The sequence below is a fragment of the Serratia bockelmannii genome (genome assembly GCF_051803255.1).
GTDB lineage: Bacteria > Pseudomonadota > Gammaproteobacteria > Enterobacterales > Enterobacteriaceae > Serratia > Serratia bockelmannii.
Genome location: NZ_CP196512.1, coordinates 1664519 through 1687597 on the forward strand (window position 1 = coordinate 1664519; position 23079 = coordinate 1687597).

The 23079-nt window shown below is 60.7% G+C and carries 22 protein-coding genes; 12 read left to right on the forward strand and 10 right to left on the reverse strand.

Annotated elements, in window-relative coordinates; all coding sequences use genetic code 11:
• Window positions 1-33 precede the first annotated feature (33 nt).
• A complete protein-coding gene (locus ACSJLU_RS07995; protein WP_025302194.1) occupies window positions 34-1224 on the forward strand; it encodes an MFS transporter in 1191 nt (396 codons plus the stop codon).
• On the opposite strand, the gene ACSJLU_RS08000 is transcribed toward ACSJLU_RS07995, so the two are convergent.
• Window positions 1215-2120 (reverse strand): LysR family transcriptional regulator, encoded by a 906-nt coding sequence (locus ACSJLU_RS08000; protein WP_025302195.1) that lies wholly within the window; start codon window positions 2118-2120, stop codon window positions 1215-1217. The genes ACSJLU_RS07995 and ACSJLU_RS08000 overlap by 10 nt on opposite strands.
• Before the next feature lie 249 nt (window positions 2121-2369).
• Between ACSJLU_RS08000 and speB the strand changes: the two genes are divergently transcribed.
• From speB to ACSJLU_RS08020, 4 genes are all read left to right on the forward strand, one after another.
• Entirely contained in the window at window positions 2370-3302 is a 933-nt protein-coding gene (speB, locus tag ACSJLU_RS08005) for an agmatinase (protein ID WP_049207921.1), read from the forward strand.
• Between the two features lie 77 nt (window positions 3303-3379).
• Window positions 3380-4765 (forward strand): sodium:solute symporter, encoded by a 1386-nt coding sequence (locus tag ACSJLU_RS08010; protein WP_025302197.1) that lies wholly within the window; start codon window positions 3380-3382, stop codon window positions 4763-4765.
• Window positions 4766-4781: 16 nt separating this feature from the next.
• Entirely contained in the window at window positions 4782-6209 is a 1428-nt protein-coding gene (locus ACSJLU_RS08015) for a purine-cytosine permease family protein (protein ID WP_099817577.1), read from the forward strand.
• On the forward strand, window positions 6206-7018 hold the full coding sequence (locus tag ACSJLU_RS08020) for a nitrilase-related carbon-nitrogen hydrolase (protein ID WP_149570447.1): 813 nt from the start codon (window positions 6206-6208) through the stop codon (window positions 7016-7018). The genes ACSJLU_RS08015 and ACSJLU_RS08020 overlap by 4 nt, the downstream gene beginning before the upstream one ends.
• A gap of 74 nt (window positions 7019-7092) precedes the next feature.
• Here the strand turns inward: ACSJLU_RS08020 and ACSJLU_RS08025 are convergent, their stop codons facing one another.
• Window positions 7093-8076, reverse strand: a complete 984-nt coding sequence (locus ACSJLU_RS08025; RefSeq protein ID WP_025302200.1) for a magnesium and cobalt transport protein CorA — start codon at window positions 8074-8076, stop codon at window positions 7093-7095.
• A gap of 11 nt (window positions 8077-8087) precedes the next feature.
• The gene (locus ACSJLU_RS08030) at window positions 8088-8507 is read right to left on the reverse strand and encodes a GNAT family N-acetyltransferase (protein ID WP_025302201.1); all 420 of its coding nucleotides are present in this window, start codon (window positions 8505-8507) and stop codon (window positions 8088-8090) included.
• A gap of 130 nt (window positions 8508-8637) precedes the next feature.
• Between ACSJLU_RS08030 and ACSJLU_RS08035 the strand changes: the two genes are divergently transcribed.
• Window positions 8638-9738, forward strand: a complete 1101-nt coding sequence (locus ACSJLU_RS08035; RefSeq protein ID WP_089195701.1) for a PQQ-dependent sugar dehydrogenase — start codon at window positions 8638-8640, stop codon at window positions 9736-9738.
• A gap of 13 nt (window positions 9739-9751) precedes the next feature.
• Here the strand turns inward: ACSJLU_RS08035 and ACSJLU_RS08040 are convergent, their stop codons facing one another.
• On the reverse strand, window positions 9752-10372 hold the full coding sequence (locus ACSJLU_RS08040) for a glutathione S-transferase family protein (protein ID WP_043137833.1): 621 nt from the start codon (window positions 10370-10372) through the stop codon (window positions 9752-9754).
• Window positions 10373-10461: 89 nt separating this feature from the next.
• Window positions 10462-11118: an HAD family hydrolase gene (locus ACSJLU_RS08045; protein ID WP_025302204.1), complete on the reverse strand. Its 657-nt coding sequence runs from the start codon at window positions 11116-11118 to the stop codon at window positions 10462-10464.
• A 107-nt stretch (window positions 11119-11225) separates the two neighbouring features.
• Between ACSJLU_RS08045 and ACSJLU_RS08050 the strand changes: the two genes are divergently transcribed.
• Entirely contained in the window at window positions 11226-11462 is a 237-nt protein-coding gene (locus ACSJLU_RS08050) for a hypothetical protein (RefSeq protein WP_072008235.1), read from the forward strand.
• Entirely contained in the window at window positions 11407-12429 is a 1023-nt protein-coding gene (locus ACSJLU_RS08055; RefSeq protein WP_164100086.1) for an isopenicillin N synthase family dioxygenase, read from the forward strand. The genes ACSJLU_RS08050 and ACSJLU_RS08055 overlap by 56 nt, the downstream gene beginning before the upstream one ends.
• A 58-nt stretch (window positions 12430-12487) precedes the next feature.
• Here the strand turns inward: ACSJLU_RS08055 and ACSJLU_RS08060 are convergent, their stop codons facing one another.
• Window positions 12488-13633 carry a trans-sulfuration enzyme family protein gene (locus ACSJLU_RS08060; protein ID WP_025302206.1) on the reverse strand — a complete coding sequence of 382 codons (1146 nt, stop codon included), beginning with the start codon at window positions 13631-13633 and terminating at the stop codon, window positions 12488-12490.
• 12 nt (window positions 13634-13645) lie between these two features.
• Window positions 13646-15013: a cystathionine beta-synthase gene (locus ACSJLU_RS08065; RefSeq protein WP_346421756.1), complete on the reverse strand. Its 1368-nt coding sequence runs from the start codon at window positions 15011-15013 to the stop codon at window positions 13646-13648.
• A gap of 466 nt (window positions 15014-15479) precedes the next feature.
• Here ACSJLU_RS08065 and ACSJLU_RS08070 point away from each other — a divergent pair, with 466 nt between their 5' ends.
• The gene (locus tag ACSJLU_RS08070) at window positions 15480-16685 is read left to right on the forward strand and encodes a serine hydrolase (protein ID WP_043137823.1); all 1206 of its coding nucleotides are present in this window, start codon (window positions 15480-15482) and stop codon (window positions 16683-16685) included.
• Window positions 16686-16782: 97 nt separating this feature from the next.
• On the opposite strand, the gene ACSJLU_RS08075 is transcribed toward ACSJLU_RS08070, so the two are convergent.
• From ACSJLU_RS08075 to ACSJLU_RS08085, 3 genes are all read right to left on the reverse strand, one after another.
• A complete protein-coding gene (locus ACSJLU_RS08075) occupies window positions 16783-17274 on the reverse strand; it encodes a fimbrial protein (RefSeq protein WP_225735588.1) in 492 nt (163 codons plus the stop codon).
• Between the two features lie 19 nt (window positions 17275-17293).
• Window positions 17294-18112, reverse strand: coding sequence for a fimbrial protein (locus ACSJLU_RS08080; RefSeq protein ID WP_380825644.1), 819 nt, complete (start codon window positions 18110-18112; stop codon window positions 17294-17296).
• A gap of 232 nt (window positions 18113-18344) precedes the next feature.
• Window positions 18345-18677 (reverse strand): hypothetical protein, encoded by a 333-nt coding sequence (locus ACSJLU_RS08085; protein WP_025302211.1) that lies wholly within the window; start codon window positions 18675-18677, stop codon window positions 18345-18347.
• A 664-nt stretch (window positions 18678-19341) separates the two neighbouring features.
• Between ACSJLU_RS08085 and ACSJLU_RS08090 the strand changes: the two genes are divergently transcribed.
• From ACSJLU_RS08090 to ACSJLU_RS08100, 3 genes are all read left to right on the forward strand, one after another.
• Window positions 19342-19863 (forward strand): fimbrial protein, encoded by a 522-nt coding sequence (locus ACSJLU_RS08090; RefSeq protein WP_025302212.1) that lies wholly within the window; start codon window positions 19342-19344, stop codon window positions 19861-19863.
• 78 nt (window positions 19864-19941) lie between these two features.
• Entirely contained in the window at window positions 19942-20478 is a 537-nt protein-coding gene (locus ACSJLU_RS08095) for a fimbrial protein (RefSeq protein WP_033642500.1), read from the forward strand.
• 47 nt (window positions 20479-20525) lie between these two features.
• Window positions 20526-23060: an outer membrane usher protein gene (locus tag ACSJLU_RS08100; RefSeq protein ID WP_075201352.1), complete on the forward strand. Its 2535-nt coding sequence runs from the start codon at window positions 20526-20528 to the stop codon at window positions 23058-23060.
• Window positions 23061-23079: the final 19 nt, after the last annotated feature.

The following is a 23079-nucleotide window of genomic DNA, read 5'->3' on the forward strand; positions in this document are numbered from 1 at the left end:
TGGGCGGAAACATCTTTGAATGGGGAGTGATTAATGAATCAAACGACGATATCTGCGCCTGCCGAGGGCATCGATCGGTTGCCGCTGGGCGGCCTGCTGGCGTTGGCGATGGCCGCTTTTATCACGCTGCTGACCGAGATCATGCCGGCGGGCGTGCTGTCTTCGATCGCGGGCGATTTGAACGTATCTGAAAGCCTGGCGGGGCAGTTCATCACCGCCTATGCGGTGGGCGCGTTGGTCGCCGCTATTCCGCTCACCGCATTGACGCAGGGCATGCGGCGCCGCCCCTTGCTCTTGAGTGCGATCGGCGGTTTTGCCATCGTTAACCTCGTCACGGCGCTGTCGAACGATTATCACGTCTCCTTGGCGACGCGTTTCTTCGCCGGCGTTTTCGGCGGCATCGTTTGGTCCTTGCTGGCCGGTTATGCGGTGCGCATGTCACCGGCCCACCTTGGCGGCCGCGCTATTGCGATCTCCGGCGCCGGCGCCACTCTGGCGTTGGTGCTTGGCGTACCGCTCGGCACGTTGCTTGGCCGAGCCATCGGCTGGCAGGGCGCCTTTGGTCTGATGACGTTGATGGCGCTGGTGCTCGTGGTGTGGATCATCGCCATCGTGCCGGATTTCCCCGGCCAGGCTAAGGCGCATCGGCCGTCTCTGAGCGGCGTATTCTTGCAACGGGGGATCCGCGCCGTGCTGTTCGTGGTGTTCACCTTTATCGTTGCCCATAACATTCTGTATATCTACCTGGAGCCTTTTCTCAAGCCGTCGGGGTTGTCCGAGCGGGTCGATATCGTTCTGTTTATCTTCGGGCTGGGCGCGATTGCCGGATTGGGCGTCGCCGGGATGCTGGTCGATCGGCGAGTCCAATCTCTTACGGTGATGAGTATCGTCATCTTTGCTCTCGCTGCCGTGCTGCTGGGGAGTGGGGGACGGATGATCCCGATGGTCTATCTCTCCGTGGCTTGTTGGGGCTTGGCTTTCGGCGGTTTCGCCACCCTCACGCAGACGGCATTGTCACGCCTTTCCGGTCGCGCGGCCGACGTGGCGCAGTCCATGTATACGACGGGCTGGAATACCGCCGTGGCAGCCGGTGGCGCGGTCGGCGGCATGTTGCTCGACAAGGGCGGGGCGCCCTCTTTCGCCTGGGCCATCATCGGATTACTCGTCCTGTCTTTAACCGGCACGCTGTTTGCCATGAATCGGGCGCTGGCCTCTCAGCGATGAGGTGATGGGCGTGCGGCGCGCGCCAAATCCTCCAGCAGCGCGTTCAGCGCCTCGTCGGGCTGGACGGGGCGGCTGACCAGGCTGAGCGTGGCGCGGTATGAGAGCGCCGTACCGCCCAACTGCCGAAGCAGCCCCTGTTCCACCCAACGCGCCGCGTAGTGGGTGGGCAAATAGCCGAGACAGGTGCCGCTCAGCACCAGATGGGCGACGCTTTCCATATGGTGGGCCACCGCGGCCAGATGCGGCGGCGCGATCGGGCACAGCTGCTGTGCCAGCAGGTAGCCGCGCTTGACCCAGCGCGCGTTTTCAATCTGCTCGCGCCCCGGTTCTTCTACCGCGAACAGCGGGTGATCCCTACTGCAGTAGATCGCCTGCGTCTCCTCCAGCCACGGCTGATAACGCAACGCCTCCAGCTGCTGGCCGAAGTAGCCGATGCCCAGATCGAGCTGCCGGTGCAGCAACCCTTGTTCAATCTCGTTCGGCGAACAGATGCGGCACTGCAATTGCACGTCCTGATGTCGGCGTTGGAAGTGTTGGATGGCCTGACTGAACGGATTGCCCGGCAGCGAAACCAGATTATCCACCAGACCGATCTGCAGATCGCCGGTCAGCAGGCCGTTCAGCGACTGGCTGACCCGGGTGAAGTCGCGGGCGGCGTTGAACAGCGAGCGGCAGGCGATCAGCATGCGTTCGCCCTTGGGCGTCAGCCGGAAGCCGGAGCGGCCGCGTTGACACAGGCGAAAACCCAGCCGGGTTTCCAGCGAGGCCAGGTGGGTGCTGATGGTGGATTGGTTCATCAACAGCGCTTCCTGTGCGGCGCTGACGCCCTGGGCTTCCGCCACCGCGACGAACACCCGCAGCAGTTTCAGATCGATATCGCTTAGGTTGGTGAGCATCGCCCCCTCCGCAGAACGTCGGCCGGTTAACCCATTTTTAACATCGAAGAAATAGGTGCGGCGCTGAAGATATGGTCTTCCTTATGGCATGAATTTGAAATAAAAATCAATACTTCAATAGGTTAGTTGCATCGCGTTTTCCGATGTTTACATGCAAAAGCGGGAATGGTAGCCGAGGCGGCCAACGGGGTAGTCTGCGAATGTTGCTCAAATGTTTCAATTCATCGCAGATCAAGACAAGGATACGCCATGCTGAACCAACCCCAAAGCGGTAACGACATGCCGCGCTTTGCCGGTATTCCCACCATGATGCGCCTGCCCGCCGCCGAACAGGCGCACGGTCTGGACGCCGCCTTTGTCGGCATTCCGCTGGATATCGGCACCTCCAACCGCAGTGGCACCCGCTATGGCCCGCGCCAGATCCGCCAGGAATCGGTGATGATCCGTCCCTACAACATGGGCACCGGTTCCGCCCCGTTCGAACGGCTGCAGGTGGCCGATCTGGGGGATGTCGCCATCAACCCTTACAGCCTGGCGGACAGCGTGCAGCGCATCGAGGCGGCTTATCACGAGATCCTGGCACACGGCTGCATGCCGTTGACGCTCGGCGGCGACCACACCCTGACGCTGCCGGTGCTGCGCGCCGTCGCCCGCCGACATGGCCCGGTCGGGCTGATCCACGTCGATGCGCATTCCGATACCAATGAGGAGATGTTCGGCGAACAGCTGGCGCACGGCACCACCTTCCGCCGCGCGTTTGAGGAGGGGCTGCTGGCGCCCGAAAAGGTGGTGCAGATTGGCCTGCGCGGCAGCGGCTATGCGGCGGATGACTTCGATTGGTCACGGCGCCAGGGCTTCCGCGTGGTGCCGGCCGAAGCCTGCTGGCATCGGTCGCTGACGCCGCTGATGGCGGAGATCCGCGAACAGATAGGCGATGCACCGGTTTACCTCAGCTTCGATATTGACGGGTTGGATCCGGCCTTTGCGCCGGGCACCGGCACGCCGGAGGTCGGCGGGCTGTCGGTTTGGCAGGGGCTGGAGATCGTGCGCGGTTGCCGCGGGCTGAACCTGGTGGGCGGCGATGTGGTGGAAGTGTCGCCGCCTTACGATCGCTCCGGTAACACGGCGCTGCTGGCCGCCAACCTGCTGTTTGAAATGTTGTGCGTGCTGCCGGCCCGCTGAGGCCGGCGTACTGACCCTACCGGCGGAGCGGTTGCGTCGGGCCCCCTGATAACAATAACAACGGAGTGGAGGTACCCATGAATCTCGATCTGCTGGTTGTGGTGATTTACTTTCTGGTGATAGGCGCGGTGGGATGGATGGGCATTCACCGCGCCAATTCCAAAGAGGCGTATCTGGTGGCCGGGCGCAACCTGGGGCCGGGGCTGTATCTGGGCACGCTGTCGGCGGTGGTGCTCGGCGGCGCGTCGACCATCGGCAGCGTCAAGCTCGGCTACACCTACGGCATCTCCGGCGTCTGGCTGTGCGGCGCGCTCGGGCTGGGCATCGTGGTGTTGAGCCTGGTGCTGGCCAAGCCGCTGCTCAAACTGAAGCTGTATACCGTCAGCCAGGTGCTGTCGCGGCGTTATCACCCGGCCGCGCGGGTCACCAGCGGCGCGATCATGCTGGCGTATGACCTGATGGTGGCGGTGACCTCGATCATCGCCATCGGCAGCGTGATGCAGGTGATGTTCGGCCTGTCGTTCAGCGCGTCTATCCTGCTTGGCGGCGGGCTGGTGGTGCTGTATTCAACGCTGGGGGGCATGTGGTCGCTGACGCTGACCGACATCATTCAGTTCATCATCATGACCGTCGGCATGATGCTGGTGCTGATGCCGATGAGCATCGTCAAGGCCGGCGGCTGGGAGGCGTTCACCAGCCTGCTGCCCGCCGGTTACTACCAGCTGTCGTCGATCGGGCTGGACACCATTCTGGTGTTCTTCCTGATCTACTTCTTCGGCATTCTGATCGGCCAGGACATCTGGCAGCGGGTGTTCACCGCCCGCAGCGCCAACGTGGCGCGCTTCGCCGGGCTGGGCGCGGGCGTCTATTGCGTGCTGTACGGCGTGACCGGCGCACTGATCGGCATGGCCGGCAAGATCGTGCTGCCGTCGCTCAGCAACACCGACGGCGCCTTCGCCGCTATCGCGCAGGCGGTGTTGCCGGTCGGCGTCAGCGGGCTGGTGGCCGCCGCGGCGTTGGCGGCGCTGATGTCTACCGCCAGCGCCTGCCTGCTGGCGTCTTCCACTATCGCGCTGGAGGACGTATTGCCGGCCATCCGCCGCAAACCTTCCGGCGGGCTGGCCGCCGGGCGCTTCACCACGCTTTTCATGGGCGTGGTCATGCTGGGGCTGGCGTTTGTGGTGCGCGACGTGCTGGCGGCGCTGACGCTGGCTTACAACCTGTTGGTGGGGGGCATGTTGATCCCGTTGGTGGGGGCGATCTTCTGGCCGCGCGCTACCAGCGCCGGCGCGATTGCCAGCATGCTGACCGGCAGCCTGTGTGTGGTAGGGCTGATGATCTGGCACGGCATCGATGCCAACAGCCCGATCTACGGCGGTCTGCTGGGCGGCGGCGTCGCCTTCGTGTTGGGCAGCCTGTTGAGCCGCCCGGCAGCGCAGCTGCAGCCGCAAACCGAGCGTTGAAACGACGAGGTGGGACATGAACAATCGCAATGTGGCGTCACGCCCAAAAATTGAAGTGCGCTCGATAGACTATGTGCCCCGTCACGAGCGGCATGGCAAGGTTTGGCATCAGGCGCCGTTTTGGTTTACCGGTAATTTCGTTTTGACGACGATGGTGGTCGGTTTCAGCGGCCCGGCGTTGGGGTTAGGCGCGCTTTATTCGATGCTGGCCATTGCCGTCGGCGTGGGGGTCGGCACGTTCTTCATGGCGTGTCATGCCAATCAGGGGCCGCGCATGGGGCTGCCGCAGATGATCCAGTCACGGGCCCAATTCGGCCTGCGTGGCGCCATCGTTCCCTTTGCCGCCGTGGTGTTTGTTTACATCGGTTTCAATGTGTTCAACGTTATTCTCGCGACCGATGCGATCAACACGGTGTTGCCGGGCCACCGTCTGCCTTGGTATGCGTTGCTGATCGCGGTGGCCGTGCTGTTGGCGATCGTCGGCCACGACATGCTGCATGCGGTGCAGCGCTGGCTGACCTATGTGATGATGGCAGTGTTCGGCGTGCTGACGGTCGGCGCCGTGTTGTCGCTGCGGATGGACGCCGTCGTCGGCGCTGGGCATTTTTCGTGGGCGGCCTTTTTGATTCAGCTGTCGGCCGCCGCCGGCTATCAAATCAGCTACGCAGTGTACGTTTCCGACTACTCGCGTTATTTACCGCATGAAACGCCGTCGGCCAACGTGATCTTTTGGACTTACCTGGGGGCGGCCGGATCGGCGCTTTGGCTGATGTCGCTGGGCGCGTTTCTGGCTTCAGCCTTACCGGCCCCCGATGCGATCGGCAGCGTACAGGCGGTGGGTAATGCCGTCTATCCTGGGTTTGGCACGTTGGCCGTGCTGATCGCCGTGCCCTCGCTGGTCGGTATCATGGCGGTCAACTGTTATGGCGCAATGCTGACCAGCCTCAGCGCGATTGACGCGTTCCGTAAAGTGACGCCAACGTTGAAATTACGCATGGCCGGCATTGGCGTCGTCGCTATGACGGTGTTTGCGGTGGCGTTGGCCATCCCGGCGAGCTATCTCGCCAGCTTCAATACCTTCGTACTGCTGATGCTGTATTTTCTGGTGCCCTGGACGGCGGTGAACCTGATGGACTTTTACGTGGTGCGCGGCGGGCATTACGCGATAGGTGAAATCTTCAACCCGTCGGGGATCTACGGCCGCTGGGGCGGCTCCGGTCTGACGGCTTACGCGGTCGGTCTGCTGGCGATGGTGCCGTTCATGACGTTGGGCTTTTACACCGGTCCCTTTGCTGTTTTACTGGGCGGCGCGGATATCGCTTTTCTGATCGGCCTGCTGGTGGCCGGGAGCGTTTATGTCGTAATGTGCCGTAAGCTCGATCTTGAAGCCGAACGGCGGGTGGCGTTGCGCTGCGAGGGGTTATTGGAAGGAGAACCGGAGTGAAGGAAAAAATCAGCGTCGCATGCTGCCAGTTAGCGTTGCGGGTAGGGGAAGCGGAGCACAATCGGGCGCTGTCCGCCCAGGCTATCCGCCGGGCGGCGCAGCACGGCGCCAACGTCATCGTGTTACCGGAGTTGGTGAACAGCGGCTACGTGCTGCGCGATAAGGCGGAGGCGCTGGCGTTGGCCGAGGCCGAAGACGGGCCTAGCCTCAGCCTGTGGGGGGGACTGGCGCGTGAGCTGGATGTGGCGATCGTCGCCGGTTTCTGCGAGCGCCTGCCCGAGGGTGAGGTGGCCAACAGCGCGGCATTGATCGATGCGCAGGGGGTGAGGGCGATTTATCGCAAGGCCCACCTGTGGCATGAAGAGAGCACGATCTTTACCGCCGGCGATCGGCCACCGCCGGTCGTCGAGACCCGTTTTGGCCGATTGGCGGTGATGATCTGTTACGATCTCGAATTCCCTGAGTGGGTGCGGCTGCCGGCGTTGGCCGGCGCTCAACTGCTGTGCGCGCCGGTCAACTGGCCGCTGGCGCCGCGCCCGCAGGGTGAACGGCCGGCGGAGATGGTGAAGGCGCAGGCCAACGCCGCCGTCAATCGGCTGTTCATCGCGGTGTGCGATCGCTGCGAAACGGAGCGCGGCGTTGCGTGGATCGGCGGATCGGTGATCGTCGACGCCGATGGTTATCCGTTGACGCAGAGCCTGGAGGGCGAAGGCATGGTGCTGGCATCGATGGATCTCGGCACAGCCGATGACAAGCACATTGGCCGCCACAATCACGTGCATCGCGATCGGCGGCCGATGCTGTATTGAAGCGGCGGGGCGGTCGGTGGACCCGGCTGCCCCGCAGAGCGTCTTTGCCGGCGGGAAAAGCCGCCGTTTGGGCGCTACAGCCAGCCCGATTTCTTCAGCTTCTGATACAGGAAAATGCAGCCGACGGCGGTCACTCCCAGCGTGGCGTGGTAGGCCCACGGGAACTTCAGCTCCGGCATATCGGCGAAGTTCATGCCGTACAGGCTGAAGACCACCGTCGGGATGGCCAAAATCGCCCCCCAGCCCGCCAGCCGTTTCACCACTTCGTTCTGTTTGACCGTCACCAGCGCCAGGTTGACGTGCATGGCGTTGGTCAGCATTTCGCGCATGTCGTCGATGTTGCTGACCACTTGATGCGCGTGATCCTGCACGTCGCGCACGTAGGCGCGCAGCTCTTTCGGGATCACCTCTTCGTGCAGGCGGATCAGCTGGTTGCAGATTTCATCCATCGGCAGCGCGGCGTTGCGCAGCGCCAGCAGGTGGCGGCGCAGGGTATAGACGTTCTCGATCGCCGCCTGATCGAACTCCGACTGGAACATGTTGGCTTCGATGTTCTCGATGGTGCTCTCGAAGCGCGTCACCACGCTGCGGTAGTTATCCACCACGAAGTCCAACACCGAATAGAGGGCAAAGCCCGGCCCGCGGCACATCTGCTTGTGGTTCTCTTCCGCCTTGGCGCGGATCGGCGCGTAGCTGGGCGAGGCGCCGTGGCGCACCGTCACCAGAAAGTTTTTGCCGACGAAGAAGTGGGTTTCGCCGTATTCGATTTCGTCGTGTTCGCCCCACTGCGCGGTTTTCACCACGATGAACAGCGAGTCGCCGTAGGTTTCCAGCTTCGGCCGCTGATGCGCGCACAGCGCGTCTTCGATCGCCAGATCGTGCAGGCCAAACTCCTCCTGCACCTTGCGCATAAACGCCGGCTCCGGCTGCCGCAGCCCCAGCCAGACGAAGGTGTCCGGCTGTTTGACCACCTCGCTGATATCGTCGATGGTCACTTCGCCCAGCCGTTGGCCGGCTTTGTACGCCACACAGTTCACCACCATGCTTTTGCTGTCCATCCGTCCATCCATTAATCAGTCAGGGTTTTGGTGAGAAAATAACACTCATGTTCCACCGGATAATCTTTCAGCGTCATTTGCAACTGATAGCCGAGTTTTTCGTAGAACGGCCGCGCCTGGAAGCTGAAGGTATCCAGGCGAGCATAGCGGCAGCCGCGCGCCTGCGCCTCGCGTTCGGCGGCGCGCATCAACCGGCCACCGAGGCCGCTGCCGCGCTGGGTATCCGCCACCCACAGCCACTCGACGCTCAGCCAGTTGCCCCAGGTTTCGGCGGTCAGGCCGCCGATCACCGTACCGGCTTCGTCGCGCGCATAGACGCTGAGCGGCTTGCGGTGGCTGGCGTCGATATGCGGCAGGTTGTAAGCGCGCAGCCCTTGCCTGATCGCATCGAGGGTTTGTTCGTCAATCGCGTCGGTAACGGTAATGTCCATTTTTCCTCCTGGGTGATGCGTTAACTTAAGCACACTACGGCCAAAAGGCAACCTATTGAAATGTAATGCAAACGACCACATCCGCTGAGTGGGCTACACTAAACGGGTCATTTCACCCCAGGAGGACACCATGCCCCGATTGACTCTGCTGGCCGGTTTGCTGCTGTGCAGCGGCCTGCTGCACGCCGCGCCGACGGTCAGCCAACTGCAGGACGGCCTGGAACACCCCTGGTCGCTGGCCTTCTTGCCGGCGGATCAAGGCCTGCTTATCACCGAACGGCCCGGCCGGCTGCGGCTATGGCAGCCGGGCAAAGGCCTGTCGGCACCGATCGCCGGCGTGCCGCAGGTCTACGCCGAGGGGCAGGGCGGCCTGCTGGAGGTGTTGCCGGCCCCCGACTTCGCCGCCAGCCGCCGGGTATACCTCAGCTTCGCCGAACCGGGCGAGGGCGGCAAAGCCGGCACGGCGGTCGGCTATGGCCGCCTGAGCGACGATGGCGCGCGGCTGGAGAACTTTAAGGTGATCTTCCGTCAGCAGCCCAAGCTGTCGGTCGGCAATCACTTCGGCGGCAAGCTGGCGTTCGACAGGCAAGGCTACCTGTTTATCGCGCTGGGTGAAAACAACCAGCGGCCGACGGCGCAGGAAACCGACAAACTGCAGGGCAAGCTGGTGCGGCTGACCGCCGAGGGCGCGATACCACCAGATAATCCCTGGGTCGGCCAGGCAGGTAAACGCCCGGAGGTCTGGTCTTACGGCCACCGCAATCCGCAAGGGCTGGCATTGAACCCGTGGAGCGGCGCGATCTGGGAACACGAGCACGGCCCGCGCGGCGGCGATGAGCTCAACATCCCGCTGCCGGGTAAAAACTACGGCTGGCCGCTGGCCACCTACGGCATCAACTATTCCGGCCAGCCGATCCCGGAGGCGAAAGGAGAGCGGGTGCCCGGCACCGAACAACCGCTGCACTATTGGCGAGTCTCGCCCGGCCTCAGCGGCATGGCGTTCTATGACGGGCAGCGCTTCCCTGCCTGGCGTCACTCGCTGTTCATCGGCGCGTTGGCGCAAAAGGAACTGATTCGCCTGACGCTGGAGGGTGACAAAGTGGTGGCGGAAGAGCGGCTGCTGGGCGATCGCGGCGAACGCATCCGCGAGGTGCGCAGCGGACCGGATGGCTATCTGTATTTGCTGACGGACGAACGGGACGGCAAGCTGCTGAAGGTCGGGGCGTCGTAACGCCCCGCACGCATCAGGTGAGCTCGCTCATCACGCCGCGCTGATAGGCCGGGCGAGCGCGCAGTTGCTGATACCAGCGCTCCATGTTCGGCCGTGGGCGGCGGGCGATCGGCATCTCGAACCAGCCATAGGCGAAGCTGCCGAGCGGGATATCGCCGAAGCCGAACGCGTCGCCGGAGAGGTAAGGCTGGTGCGCCAACGTCTGTTCAATGATATCGAAGTGTTTTTCCAGCGTGGCGGTCGCCGCTTCTATTTTCGCCATGTCGCGCAGCTCCGGTGCGGTGCGGATCAGGCCCCAAAAGACGATGGTGAAGGCCGGAACGATGGTTGAGGTGGTCCAGTCCATCCATTTCTCGGCGGCGGCGCGCGCCTGCAGATCTTGCGGATAGAACGTCGCGTCGCCGAATTTCGCTGCCAGGTAGCGCACGATGGTGTTGGACTCCCACAGCACGAAGTCATCGTCCTGCAGCAGCGGCACCAGGCCGTTCGGGTTCAGCGCGCGGTAACTCTCTTCGTTGACCTTGCCGAACGCGCCGCCGGCGTTGATGTGGGTATAGCTCAGCCCCAGTTCGGCGGCGCACCACAGCACCTTCCTGACGTTGTTCGAATTCTCACGACCCCAAATGGTCAGCATGGGATAACTCCGTTAGCGGATTAAAGACCCTTAATACCTACGCCACAATGCGCTTTTTGTCACACCGCAGGGCATTTTTTGTCTGCCGATCAACGCTCCCAGCGGCACACTTCCCAGCCGTGCTCCGCCGCTAGCGCGCTCAACTCGCTGTCGGGGTTGATCACCGTGGCGCTGTCGACGAATTGCAGCATCGCCTTGTCGTTGAGGGAGTCACTGTAGCCGTGGCTGTGCTCGAACTTCAGGTGCGGATGCTGCGCAAGCCAGTGCTGCAGGCGGATCACCTTGCCCTGTTGGTAGGTCATGGTGCCGTAGGTGTGGCCGGTGAAGCGACCGTCGCTGATTTCCACGCCGATCGCCAGCGCATCGTCGGCGCCGAGCTGTTCGGCGATCGGCGCCACCAGGTGCTCGCCGGTGGCGGAGATCACCAGGATGCAGTCGCCGCGTTCGCGGTGCCACTGCAGGCGCTCACGGGCGGCGGGATAGACGCGCGGCAGGATATCGCGGCGAATGTAGCGTTGCACCCAGCCGGCCACGGTTTGCACGCTCAGGCCGGTCAGCGGCGCCAGCGTGGCCTGCATGTAGTCCTCCATCGACAGCTTGCCCTGATAATAGAGCTGCATCAGCTGCTGCTCCTGCAGTTCCAGCTCCGCCGGCGCGAAGCCCTGGCCGACCAGCCAGCGGATCCACAGGCTGGCGCTGTCATCGTCAATCAGGGTTTCATCCAGGTCGAATAAGGCTAAATCCATCAGTATTTCTCCGGCAGGCAGGGTATGAGGTCGTTTACAGGATAGCGGATAGCGCCCATCGCCAGCCAGCGGCGTCGGCGAAATTGCGCAGAGCATAAGAAACATTGATGACGGTTTTGCGACAGTTTGTTGAACGTTTGCATAACTTAGAACGCAACAATATTGGCCGCTCCGGCGAGCGCGGTGATAACTATGGGGCAAACGCAGCTACCCGCTGGGGAGTGACAATGTTGATTATTCGTCTGTATGGCAGCCCGATCGTGATCGGGGAAGAAGAGGAACCGCATGATGACGCATCTGACGACGCTGAAGACGCTGCCGCTGCTGGATCTTTCGCAGCTTGACGGTGATGCGCGCCAGCGGCGCGCCTTTCTCGACGATTTGCGCGCGGCGGCCCGCGACGTCGGTTTTTTCTATCTGCGTGGGCACGGCGTAGACGGCGCGTTGAATGCGCGACTGCAGCACGCCGCGCGGCAATTTTTCGCCCTGCCGGAAGCCGACAAGCTGGCGGTGCAGATGGTGCATTCGCCGCACTTTCGCGGTTACAACCGGGCGGCGGCGGAGCTCACGCGCGGGCAGCCTGACTGGCGCGAGCAGTTCGATATCGGCGCCGAACGCCCGGCGCTGACGTTGTCTGACGACACGCCACGCTGGGCGCGCCTGCAGGGGCCAAACCAGTGGCCGGCAGCGCTACCGACGCTGAAACCGCTGCTGCTGCAGTGGCAACAGGCGATGACCGCCATGTCGCTGCGGCTGCTGCGCGCTTTCGCTTTGGCGCTGTCGCTGCCGGAGCAGGCGTTCGATCGCTTGTACGGCGAGAAGCCCAATGAGCACATCAAACTGATCCGCTATCCGGGGCGGGATACTACCACCAGCGCACAGGGCGTTGGCGCGCACAAGGACTCCGGGTTTCTCAGCTTCCTGCTGCAGGACGCGCAAAAAGGGCTGCAGGTGGAGGTGAGCGAAGGGCGGTGGATAGACGCGCAGCCGCGTGAAGACACTTTCGTGGTGAACATCGGCGAGCTGCTGGAGCTGGCGACCAACGGCTATCTGCGCGCCACGGTGCACCGGGTGGAGACGCCGCCGGCGGGGCGCGACAGGTTGTCGATCGCGTTCTTCCTCGGCGCACGGCTGGACGCGGTGGTGCCGCTGTATCAACTGCCGCCGCCGCTGGCGGCGCAGGCGCGCGGCCCGGCCAGCGATCCGCTCAACCCGCTGCTGCGCGACGTGGGGTATAACTACCTGAAAGGCCGCATCCGTTCCCACCCCGATGTGGCACAGCGCTTTTATCGGGACGTCATCGGCGTCTGAACATCAGGCACAAAAAAGCCCGGCACACCGGCCGGGCTGATGGCGATTGATTCGGCGATTATTCCGCCAGCGCCTGCTGCAGATCGGCGATCAGATCTTCCACATCCTCAATCCCCACCGACAGGCGCACCAGCTGCGGCGTGATGCCGGTTGCCAGGCGCTGTTCCAGCGGAATGGAGGCGTGCGTCATGCTGAACGGCTGGCTAATCAGGCTTTCCACGCCGCCCAGGCTTTCCGCCAGGGTGAACAGGCGCGAACGCTGGATGACCCGACGCGCATAGGCGTCGTCGCCTTTCAGCCGTACCGAGATCATGCCGCCGAAGCGCGTCATCTGGCGTGCCGCCAGCTCATGCTGCGGATGGCTCGGCAGGCCAGGGTAATAGACGTTTTCCACCTGCGGCTGGCTCTCCAGCCACTGGGCGATGCGCAGCGCGCTGTCGCTGTGGCGCTGCATGCGCAGGGCCAGGGTGCGAATGCCGCGCAGCGTCAGGAAGCTGCTAAACGGATCGAGAATGCCGCCGACCGCGTTTTGCAGGAAGCCGAGCTGCTCCGCCAGCGCCGGGTTATCCCCCACCGCCGCGACGCCCGCCACCACGTCGGAGTGGCCGTTGAGGTATTTGGTGGCGGAGTGCACCACCACGTCAAAGCCCAGATCCAGCGGACGTTGCAGATACGGCGAGGCGAAGGTGTTGTCCGCCACGCTGATGAGCTGATGCTTTTTGGCGATCGCGGCGATGGCGCTCAGATCCGCCAGCTTGAGCAGCGGGTTGGTCGGCGTTTCGACCCAGATCATTTTGGTATCCGGTTCGATCGCCTGTTCCAGCCCGGCGAGATCCGCCGGCGACACGTAAGTCACGCGCAGGCCGGCGGTGCGGCTGCGCACTTTTTCCAGCAGGCGATAGGTGCCGCCGTACAGGTCGTCTACCGCGATCAGGTGGCTGTCTTTATCGAGCAGCTCCAGCACCGTGGAGCAGGCCGCCAGACCGGAGGCGAAGGCGTAGCCGCGGCTGCCGCCTTCCAGTTCGGCGATGGCGCTTTCCAGCGCGGTGCGCGTCGGGTTGGCGCTGCGGGAGTATTCGTAGCCGGTATGCTCGCCCGGTGCCGGTTGGGCGTAGGTGGAGGTGGCGTAAATCGCCGGCATCACTGCGCCGGTCGCGTCCGGGGTGTAACCGGCGTGAACGGTCAACGTATCAAACTTGGCCATAATGGGTCCTTATTAACGTAATTTTTGGCGCCAGGCGTTAAGCACGTCTGTGCGGGTAATCAGGCCGAGGAAGCGCTCGCCGTCGAGCACCACCGCGACGTGGCCATGGTTGAAGGTGGCCTGTAATTCCTCGTAGCCGGCTTCCTTTTGCAGCGTCTGGACCTGCTTGGTCATCGCGCTGCCGGCCGGCAGGCTGAAGTGGGCGGCGTCGGCCTGGACGGCGTTCAGCAGATCCCACTCATCGATCAATCCGACGACCCGATCGCCTTCCAGCACCGGTAGCTGCGAGATGTCGTACAGCCGCATGCGGGCGTGCACGATCGCCAGCGTGTCGTCCGGCGCGGCGGAAACGGCGGCGCCTTCGTCGTGGCGATAGGCGATCAGATCGCGCAGATCGCCGTGCTGCGGTTTGCTCAGCAGGCCCTGCTCCAGCATCCAGTGGTCGTTATACATTTTAGACAGGTATTTGTTGCCGCTGTCGCAAACGAAGGTCACGACCCGCTTGGGTTCGGTTTGCGCGCGGCAGTAACGCAGAGCGGCGGCCAGCAGGGTGCCGGTGGACGATCCCGCCAGCACGCCTTCCTTGCGCAGCAGATCGCGCGCGGTGGTAAAGGCCTCCGCGTCGCCGATGCGGTACGCGTGGCGGACCTGGTCAAAGTCGCTGAGCGGTGGGACGAAGTCTTCGCCGATGCCCTCAACTAACCAACTGCCCGCTTCGCCGATGTGGCCGTTGTCGAGATAGTCCGCCAGGATAGAGCCGGCAGGGTCGGCGAGCACAAATTCCGTCTGCGGCGAAACGTCGGCGAAATAGCGGCTCAGCCCGCCCAGCGTGCCGCCGGAGCCGACACCGACGACGATAGCGTCCACGTCATGCTCCATCTGCTGCCACAGTTCGGGCGCGGTAGTGGTCGTATGGGCCGCCGGATTGGCCGGGTTGTTGAACTGATCGATATAAAAGGCGCCGGGGATCTCTCCAGCGAGGCGTTTGGCGTAATCCTGATAGTAAGCCGGGTGCCCTTTGCCGACGTCCGAACGGGTCAGCAGCACTTCCACGCCCAGTGCGCGCAGGTGGAAGATCTTTTCGCGGCTCATCTTGTCCGGCACCACCAGCAGCAGCTTATAGCCTTTCAGCGCCGCTACCAGCGCCAACCCCAGGCCGGTATTGCCGGCGGTGGCTTCGATGATGGTGCCGCCCGGCTGCAGTTTGCCGTCGCGCTCGGCCTGTTCGATCATCGACAGCGCGACGCGGTCTTTGATCGAACCGCCGGGGTTTTGGTTCTCCAGCTTGACGAACAGCCGGCATGGGCCGGTATCGAACTGGGTCAGTTCCAGCATCGGGGTATTGCCAATCATCTCGATGACGGAATGGGGGATCGCCATGACTCATCTCCAGGATTATTCGGTATAAAAGTCGTTGTGCGGATGATAGCGCTGAGGATAAGCGCTTTAAAAAGAACAAATAACGGTTCTATATGCCATTATGGAATATATTAATCTTTTTTGGACGTATGGAAGCGCAGATGTTTAGCGGTGCAGATGCTTGGCCGTTTAGCCGTGGGTGGGTGCAAAAATGCGCGTCACGATGTTTTTTTAAACGATCAGCAGGGGCCTGCGTACAGTTATGTAAAAATGCTGAAAATTCACGCTAAACCCTGCAAAAATAAGATAAATCACATAAACTCACAGCAAGGGCATTTTCGGTGCGTTGTGTTACCCGCTATGGGCGCCGCAGGGGGTTGCGGCCGGCATGCGCGCACCGGGCCACTCTCGCTGGTTGGCTTAAAACGTGAACATGTTTGAAAGTTAACGCTATTTCAATGGTTTGAATGGACACTCTGGCGACGTCATGATGAAAAAAAACTTATCCACTTCCCTGAAAAAACTGACCTTCAGCGTAGGCATCCTGTTGCTGGCTGCCCCGGCCGTGCGCGCCGCCGAGCCGCCGGCGCCGCCGCAGGTAGACGCCAAGGCCTACATTCTGATGGATTACAACAGCGGCAAGGTGCTGACCGAAGGCAATGCCGACACCCGTCTCGATCCCGCCAGCCTGACCAAGATCATGTCCAGCTACGTGATCGGCCAGGCGATCAAGGCCGGCAAGATCAAGCCGGAAGACATGGTCACCGTCGGCAAAGACGCCTGGGCGCCCGGTAACCCGGCGCTGCGCGGCTCTTCGCTGATGTTCATCAAGCCTGGCGATCAGGTGCCGGTGCTGGAACTGAATAAGGGTATCGTGATCCAGTCGGGTAACGATGCCAGCATCGCGCTGGCAGACTACGTGGCGGGCAGCCAGGATTCGTTCGTTGGCCTGATGAACAACTATGCCAAATCCCTGGGCCTGCAGAATACCCACTTCCTGACGGTGCACGGCCTGGATGCGGAAGGGCAGTACAGCACCGCGCGTGACATGGCGCTGTTGAGTCAGGCGCTGATCCGCGACGTGCCGGACGAATACGCGCTGCATAAAGAGAAAGAGTTCACCTTCAACAAGATCCGCCAGATTAACCGCAACCGTCTGCTGTGGAGCAGCAACCTGAACGTCGACGGTATCAAGACCGGTTACACCAGCGGCGCCGGCCACAACCTGGTGGCGTCCGCTACCGACGGACCGATGCGTCTGATCTCGGTGGTTTTAGGCGCGCCGAGCGATCGCGTGCGCTTTAGCGAAAGCGAAAAGCTGCTGACCTGGGGCTTCCGCTTCTATGAAACCGCGACGCCGATCAAGGCCGATAAACCGTTCGTCACCCAGAAAGTGTGGTTCGGCGACGTCAGCGAAGTGCCGCTTGGCGTGGCGAAAGACGCCTCGGTCACCATTCCGAAAGGGCAGATGAAAAACCTGAAGGCCAGCTACAAGCTGACCCAACCGACGCTGGAAGCGCCGCTGGCGAAAAACCAGGTGGTCGGCACCATCGATTTCCAGCTGGACGGCAAAACCATCGAACAGCACCCGCTGGTGGTGATGCAAGAGGTGAAAGAGGGCAACTTCTTCAGCCGCATCTGGGATATGGTGATGATGAAGCTGAGCCAGTGGTTCGGCGGGATCTTCGGCTGAATAGCCTGATGTAAGGAGCGCCCCGGGCGCACCATCCTCGACCAAGCCGCAACGGAGACGTTGCGGCTTTTTTTCGCGAGTTTCTGCGGCGCGGTGATTAAAAGTAGTCCACCAGCATGGTGGCGCCGCTGGTGAAATCGCCTTCCGCCAGGGTGACGGCGCTGTTTTTTACCGGCACCGCATCAAGCGTCGGCGGATTGGCGTAGTCGATGTCCAGCGGCGTATTGATGGCGAAGGCCTTACCGTTGGCCAACAGCTTGATGCCCAATCCATTGACGCTGCTGGTTAACACGCTGCCGTCGAAGGCCGCCGCGCCGCCCATGATCTTCATTTTCAGCTGGCGGCTGTTATCCAGAAACTCGCATTTGATGCTGTAATCGATGCGTTGCATATAGCGGTTGCCGTCGATGCGCTTGATGCCGACCTTGCCGAAGTCGATATCGATGGTGCGCCCGTCGTTGATCACGCAAGGCGGAGGCGCCACTACGGTGGCGGTGATGTTGACTTTGGTGCCCTGATCGGCGGCCTGAGCGGCCGAGCTAATCAATTCCAGCGCCAACAGCAGGGCGCAGCCCGTTTTTATCGTCATGTTCATTCTGGCTCCCGTCTCAAGGTGCGCTGAAGATCAGCGTGGCCGAGCCCGACAGCGGACCGGTGGCGATACTGGTGTAAGGGACATTGTTCTTCACCGGCACAAAGGTCACGGTATCGTTACCTAGGCCGTTGACGATGCGTGTTCTGAAGGCATTGTTGGGTTTCACCACCGCGCCGTTATACACCATCGCCACGCCGACGTTAGGATTGGTGGTCTTGATAAAATCGCTGGAGAAGCCGCTGGCATCGCTGACCATGCGGATCAGAATATCCTGCGTCGCACTCTGATCGTCGCACTGGTAGCTGAGCGCTTTGTCCTGTTTGATCTGGGCATCGCTGGCGCTTTGAGTCAGAAAGTCCTGGCGGATCTGACCAAAATCGACATTAATCTGCTGGCCGTTGTTAATGGTGCAACTGGTGGTGACGAAGTAGGCGTCGTTGTCGGCGATCAGGCGCCAGCGATAAACGCCGCACTGCGGACAACCCGGCTGATCGTTGGTCTGAATAAAGTTGATTTGGCCGATGACGTCGCCCTTGTTCACCTTGATGTCCGGCGTTGGGAAACGGTTCAACACGATATAGACCCGGATGGCGACAGACTGGGTCTGCAAGCCGGTGAGGCTGAGTACGCTGATGCCGGCAGGCACCGGGGAGTTATAGTCGCTGCCGTTGATGGTGGTGCCGCTGCCGATCGAGCCAAAAATCGCGCCGTTCATCGACAGCGCCGGGCTATCGGTTTTGAGATAGTCGTACCAGCTCGCGACGTCGTTTTTACAGGTGACCTGGCTGACGTTGACGATTTCGTTTTTGCCATAAGAAAGCTGTGGCCCGATGCGTACCCGGACGTCAACCGGCGTGGTCGAGCCCCCGGGTGGAATCAGTCCGCCATCGGACGTGCGGCAGGTAAATGCGTTGGCGTTGCCAAGCAGCAGGAAGAAAGAGAGTGCCAGGCAGCAACGTAAAAATAGCAGGGCTGTTTTTCTCACGATAATATCCCGATATATATAAATGGTGTGCGGCGTTACTCCGCAATGAAATATTGCCAATCAGGCCAGCTGGCCCTATTTATTCCGTTAAAGGAGAGTGAGATGCATCTTTGTTGGGTATGCCGTTGTTATCACCACCGTCCAGCAACGCGGTGGGATACCACCTCAACGAGTTGTTGATGGAGCCGTCCGTCACAATCACTTCTTGTCGGGCGACAAGATCCAATAACAGCCGTCGAGCCCGGTAAACACCGACGTTGACGGCATTGGCCAGTTGCCGCGTCGAGAGCCACTGCTGCTGTGGCGGCGGCCCGGCGACGGGACATTGACGGGGCGATTGCGCGAATAATGTTTGCAGCAGATCGTGCTGCAATTGCCGTATTTCCTTTTGTTTCGGAGATAACGCTTCCATAGCACTTCCTCTGTATTCCGATTGCCGTATTCCTAAGAAAAAACAAACATTCGCCGCCTACCAACAACGAGGTAAAACGCGAACAAAGAAAATTCCTATCTATTTATCAGGATTGAAAAAAAAGGCGTTGCCCGCCCCGTTTTTACCTATGTTCAGGCAGGGGTGGCGTCACGCAGAAACCTAAAATTTTGGTTTATTATATTCACAAAGTGCCACTTTGCGATCTGATTACTTGTGAATCTCGCAAAAACAGGATATTGCTCTATAAAAGTATTTTTTACGATCTATGAGCCTAAAAATAACAGTAAATTAACTTTAATTAGGAAATAAATTGCGAATGTTCGCCTTGATCAAAAAAAGCCTTTTTTTGCTGAGAGGCATTTGCCAGAATATTCATCGCCGGACAAGAAGGGCGGATTAGAAAGTATTGGCCCCTGCTCGTTGTGGTTTCGTTTATTTTTATAGGACGAATTCATTAATGGGTGGGCCGCTGCAGACTTACCGTTATCGACTTTTTATTGTCGGTGCCTTTGGGTTTTGGCAGTTAACCAACTAGCAAGATGCTAAAGAATCAGGGCTGCGCACATATAAGCGCGAGCAGGTTTCCTGTTGCTCTTTTTCTTGATTGGAATATGCATTTTTTCTTATAAGGAATATAGGTTCTATGAAACTTAACAAAATCATGATGGCTGCAGTGATTGCATTTGGCGCAAGTTCTTTTGCACAGGCAGCCGATCAGGGACACGGTAAGGTCACTTTCACGGGCTCTATTATTGATGCGCCATGCTCTATTGCGCCTGAGTCGATCGATCAGACCGTAGATCTGGGCCAGGTGTCCAACGTGGCGTTGAAAAACGGCGGCAAATCCAACCCGCGTCCGTTTGAAATCAAGCTGGAGCAGTGCGACATCACCACCCTGAAAACCGTTAAAACCACCTTCAGCGGCGTAGCATCGTCTACCGATAAGGATCTGCTGGGCATCGCGGGCACCGCCAGCGGCGCCGGCGTAGCCATCTCTTACAACGGCCAGCCGATCAAATTGGGTGAAGCGACTACCGCGCAGACCCTGAACACCGGTAACAACACCCTGCATTTCGCCGCCTACCTGCAGGGCGAAGGCGCTTCCGCCGCCATCGTTCCGGGTGACTTCACCGCCGTAGCCGATTTCACCCTGGCTTATCAGTAAGTGAGTCCGAAGGCTTAATCAACCAGGCATGGGGTTCGCCGCATGCCTGGTGAATCTCCCTGTCAAAGGAATGTCGCGATGTTTTTACCAAGGAATCGAGCGGGTGCCGTTCTTTTGGCGTCGTTGGCGTTTGCGCCCGGCTATGCAACTTCCGCCGCGCAGGGGTGGGGCAAGGTCAGCATGCACGGCGCCATTATCGACACCGCCTGCGCCATTGCCGCCGGCAGCCGCGATCAGACGATCGATATGGACACTCTTCCTCTCGGGCAGATCATTCGTGACGGCCAGGGGATGACCAAACCTTTCAGTATTGAATTGGTCAACTGCATTTTGGAACGGCCGGAAAACAAACCTGATTGGAAATTCTTTCAGGTCACGTTTGATGGTTATGCGGAAGGCGCTCTGTTTGGCGTACAGGGCGAGGCGCGCGGCGTCGCATTGAAGATAAAAGACAGCAACGGCACGCCGGTTATTCCAGGGAAACCCTTACCGATGGAAGGAATAATACCGGGAAATAGAGTGCTGAATTATTCCATGACGTTGATGCCGAATCATCAGCCGTTGAAGGCGGGAGCGTATTTTTCCACAGTGCGTTTTAAGCTGGATTATTTTTGATTTTTTCTCGTACTGACGGTTAATTCGTTATTGAAAGGACTTTTATTATGCTTTCACCGGCAGGGAAGTTATTTCGTCTTCAAGCTTTGGGGCTCTGTGTTGCCCTTTCTCTGGGAAATCCGATCGCGTTGGTCTATGCCGCCGACGTTATTCAATTCAATACTGACGTATTAGACATCAACGATCGTAAAAATATCGATCTGAGCCAATTTACGCGCAGCGGCTACATCATGCCGGGCGTTTATACCATGGTGGTGCACGTCAATAAGAACGACCTGCCGGAACAGCCGGTGACGTTTTTGGCACCTGAGAACGATCCTAAAGGCAGCGAAGCCTGTCTTTCGCCGGAATTGGTCAACCAACTGGGGCTGAAAGAAAAACTGTTAAGCACGCTGAACTGGACGCACGGCGGCCGTTGCCTTGACGCCTCGAGTCTGGCGGGGATGGAAGCCCGCGGCGATCTTGCCAGCTCCTCGTTGTATCTCAACATTCCTCAGGCCTATCTGGAATACAGCTCGGAAAACTGGGACCCGCCTTCGCGCTGGGATGACGGTATTCCTGGGCTGCTGTTTGACTATAACGTTAACGCCCAAACGCAAAAACACCAGAAAGGCGGCAGCAGTTACAGCCTGAGCGGCAACGGCACCGGCGGCGCCAACCTGGGCGCCTGGCGTCTGCGCGCCGACTGGCAGGCTAACCTCAACCATCAGACCGGTTCTTCTCAGCCTACCGATAAACAGTTCGACTGGAGCCGCTATTACGCCTACCGGGCGATCCCGGCGCTGCGTTCGCGGTTGACGATGGGTGAGGATTACCTGAACTCCGACATTTTCGACAGTCTGCGCTTTACCGGTGTCAGTCTGCGATCCGACGACAGCATGTTGCCGCCCAACCTGCGCGGCTATGCGCCGGAAGTGACCGGCGTGGCGAAAACCAACGCTAAGGTGGTGGTCAGCCAGCAGGGGCGTGTGCTGTATGAAACGCAGGTGGCGGCGGGGCCGTTCCGCATTCAGGACATCAATGACGCCGTTTCCGGCGAGCTGGACGTGCGCGTCGAAGAGCAAGACGGCAGCGTGCAGGAGTTCAAGATGAACACCGCCAACATCCCTTATCTGACGCGCCCGGGTACGGTGCGTTACAAGCTGGCGACGGGCAAACCGTCGGAGTGGGGGCACCATCTGCGCGGGCCGATGTTTGGCACCGGCGAGTTCTCCTGGGGGATCAGCAACGGCTGGTCGTTGTACGGTGGGGGCATCGCCGGCGGCGATTATAACGCGCTGTCGCTGGGGATCGGGCGCGATCTGATGGCGCTGGGGGCGCTGTCGTTCGATGCCACGCAGTCGCGTGCGCGTTTGCCGCAGGATGGCACGCTGACCGGCGGTTCGTACCGGCTGAGCTATTCGAAGAACTTCGATGAATACGACAGCCAGGTCACCTTTGCCGGTTACCGCTTCTCCCAGGAAGATTTTATGAGCATGGGGGACTACCTCGATGCGCGTTACGAAGGGGGACGCAGCGGCAAGAGCAAGGAGATGTACACCATCACCTTCAACAAACAGTTCCGCGATCTGGGGCTCAGCACCTATCTCAACTACAGCCACCAAACCTACTGGGATCGGGCGCCGAACGATCGTTACAACCTGATGGTATCGCGCTACTTCGATATCGGCGATTTCAAGAACGTCAGCGTTTCGCTGTCGGCCTATCGCAACCGTTACAACGAGCGCAACGACGACGGGATGTACCTGTCGCTGTCGCTGCCCTGGGGCAGCGCCGGGACGCTCAGTTACAACATGACGCTCGATCGCGAAGAGAACGCCCATCGGGTCGGGTACTACAACCGGGTTGATGAACACAACAACTATCAGATCAGCGCAGGCGCCGCGCGCAGTGGGGCGACGGCCAGCGGGTATTACAGCCATCAGGGCGATATGGCGCAGATCAATGCCAACGCCAGCTACCAGGCCGGCCGGTACAGCGCCGTCGGCATCGGCGCGCAGGGCGGCCTGACGATGGCGGCGGAAGGAGCGGTGCTGCACCGCGTCAATACGCCGGGCGGCACGCGCTTGCTGCTCGATACCGAAGGCGTCGCCGGTGTACCGGTACGTGGCTATGGCAGTACGGTGCTGACCAACCGTTACGGCAAGGCGGTGGTGGCGGATGTGAACAGCTACTACCGCAATAAGGCCAGCATCGATCTCAACAGCCTGAGCGACAACGTCGAGGCGACGCGTTCGGTGGTGCAGGCCACGTTGACCGAGGGGGCCATCGGCTACCGCAAGTTCGAGGTGATTGCCGGCGAGAAGGCGATGGCGATCGTCAAGCTGGCGGACGGCAGCGAGCCGCCGTTCGGCGCCACGGTGCTGAACGCCCGTAAGCAGGAGACCGGCATCATCAATGACGGCGGCAGCGTTTACCTGTCCGGCCTCAACCCCGGCGAGCGCATGAGCGTGCACTGGAACGGCGCGGCGCAGTGTGAAATCCAGCTGCCGGCGCCGCTGCCGGCCGAAATGTTGATGAATACGCTGCTGCTGCCTTGCCGTCCTCTCACCGGTAACAAGCCGGCGGAGAACGCCAACTGACATACACCCGGCGGAGTGC

Excerpts from the sequence above, each read along its gene's own strand:
- ACSJLU_RS08075 (WP_225735588.1), bottom strand. The coding sequence starts at position 17,274 with ATGACGATAAAAACGGGCTGCGCCCTGCTGTTGGCGCTGGAATTGATT.
- ACSJLU_RS08090 (WP_025302212.1), top strand. The coding sequence starts at position 19,342 with ATGAAACTTAACAAAATCATGATGGCTGCAGTGATTGCATTTGGCGCA.
- ACSJLU_RS08045 (WP_025302204.1), bottom strand. The coding sequence starts at position 11,118 with ATGGATTTAGCCTTATTCGACCTGGATGAAACCCTGATTGACGATGAC.
- ACSJLU_RS08085 (WP_025302211.1), bottom strand. The coding sequence starts at position 18,677 with ATGGAAGCGTTATCTCCGAAACAAAAGGAAATACGGCAATTGCAGCAC.
- ACSJLU_RS08025 (WP_025302200.1), bottom strand. The coding sequence starts at position 8,076 with ATGGACAGCAAAAGCATGGTGGTGAACTGTGTGGCGTACAAAGCCGGC.
- ACSJLU_RS08035 (WP_089195701.1), top strand. The coding sequence starts at position 8,638 with ATGCCCCGATTGACTCTGCTGGCCGGTTTGCTGCTGTGCAGCGGCCTG.
- ACSJLU_RS08065 (WP_346421756.1), bottom strand. The coding sequence starts at position 15,013 with ATGGCGATCCCCCATTCCGTCATCGAGATGATTGGCAATACCCCGATG.
- ACSJLU_RS08030 (WP_025302201.1), bottom strand. The coding sequence starts at position 8,507 with ATGGACATTACCGTTACCGACGCGATTGACGAACAAACCCTCGATGCG.
- ACSJLU_RS08055 (WP_164100086.1), top strand. The coding sequence starts at position 11,407 with ATGACGCATCTGACGACGCTGAAGACGCTGCCGCTGCTGGATCTTTCG.
- ACSJLU_RS08000 (WP_025302195.1), bottom strand. The coding sequence starts at position 2,120 with ATGCTCACCAACCTAAGCGATATCGATCTGAAACTGCTGCGGGTGTTC.
- ACSJLU_RS08100 (WP_075201352.1), top strand. The coding sequence starts at position 20,526 with ATGCTTTCACCGGCAGGGAAGTTATTTCGTCTTCAAGCTTTGGGGCTC.
- ACSJLU_RS08040 (WP_043137833.1), bottom strand. The coding sequence starts at position 10,372 with ATGCTGACCATTTGGGGTCGTGAGAATTCGAACAACGTCAGGAAGGTG.
- ACSJLU_RS08070 (WP_043137823.1), top strand. The coding sequence starts at position 15,480 with ATGATGAAAAAAAACTTATCCACTTCCCTGAAAAAACTGACCTTCAGC.
- ACSJLU_RS08060 (WP_025302206.1), bottom strand. The coding sequence starts at position 13,633 with ATGGCCAAGTTTGATACGTTGACCGTTCACGCCGGTTACACCCCGGAC.
- ACSJLU_RS08010 (WP_025302197.1), top strand. The coding sequence starts at position 3,380 with ATGAATCTCGATCTGCTGGTTGTGGTGATTTACTTTCTGGTGATAGGC.
- ACSJLU_RS08095 (WP_033642500.1), top strand. The coding sequence starts at position 19,942 with ATGTTTTTACCAAGGAATCGAGCGGGTGCCGTTCTTTTGGCGTCGTTG.
- ACSJLU_RS08015 (WP_099817577.1), top strand. The coding sequence starts at position 4,782 with ATGAACAATCGCAATGTGGCGTCACGCCCAAAAATTGAAGTGCGCTCG.
- speB (WP_049207921.1), top strand. The coding sequence starts at position 2,370 with ATGCTGAACCAACCCCAAAGCGGTAACGACATGCCGCGCTTTGCCGGT.
- ACSJLU_RS08050 (WP_072008235.1), top strand. The coding sequence starts at position 11,226 with ATGACGGTTTTGCGACAGTTTGTTGAACGTTTGCATAACTTAGAACGC.
- ACSJLU_RS07995 (WP_025302194.1), top strand. The coding sequence starts at position 34 with ATGAATCAAACGACGATATCTGCGCCTGCCGAGGGCATCGATCGGTTG.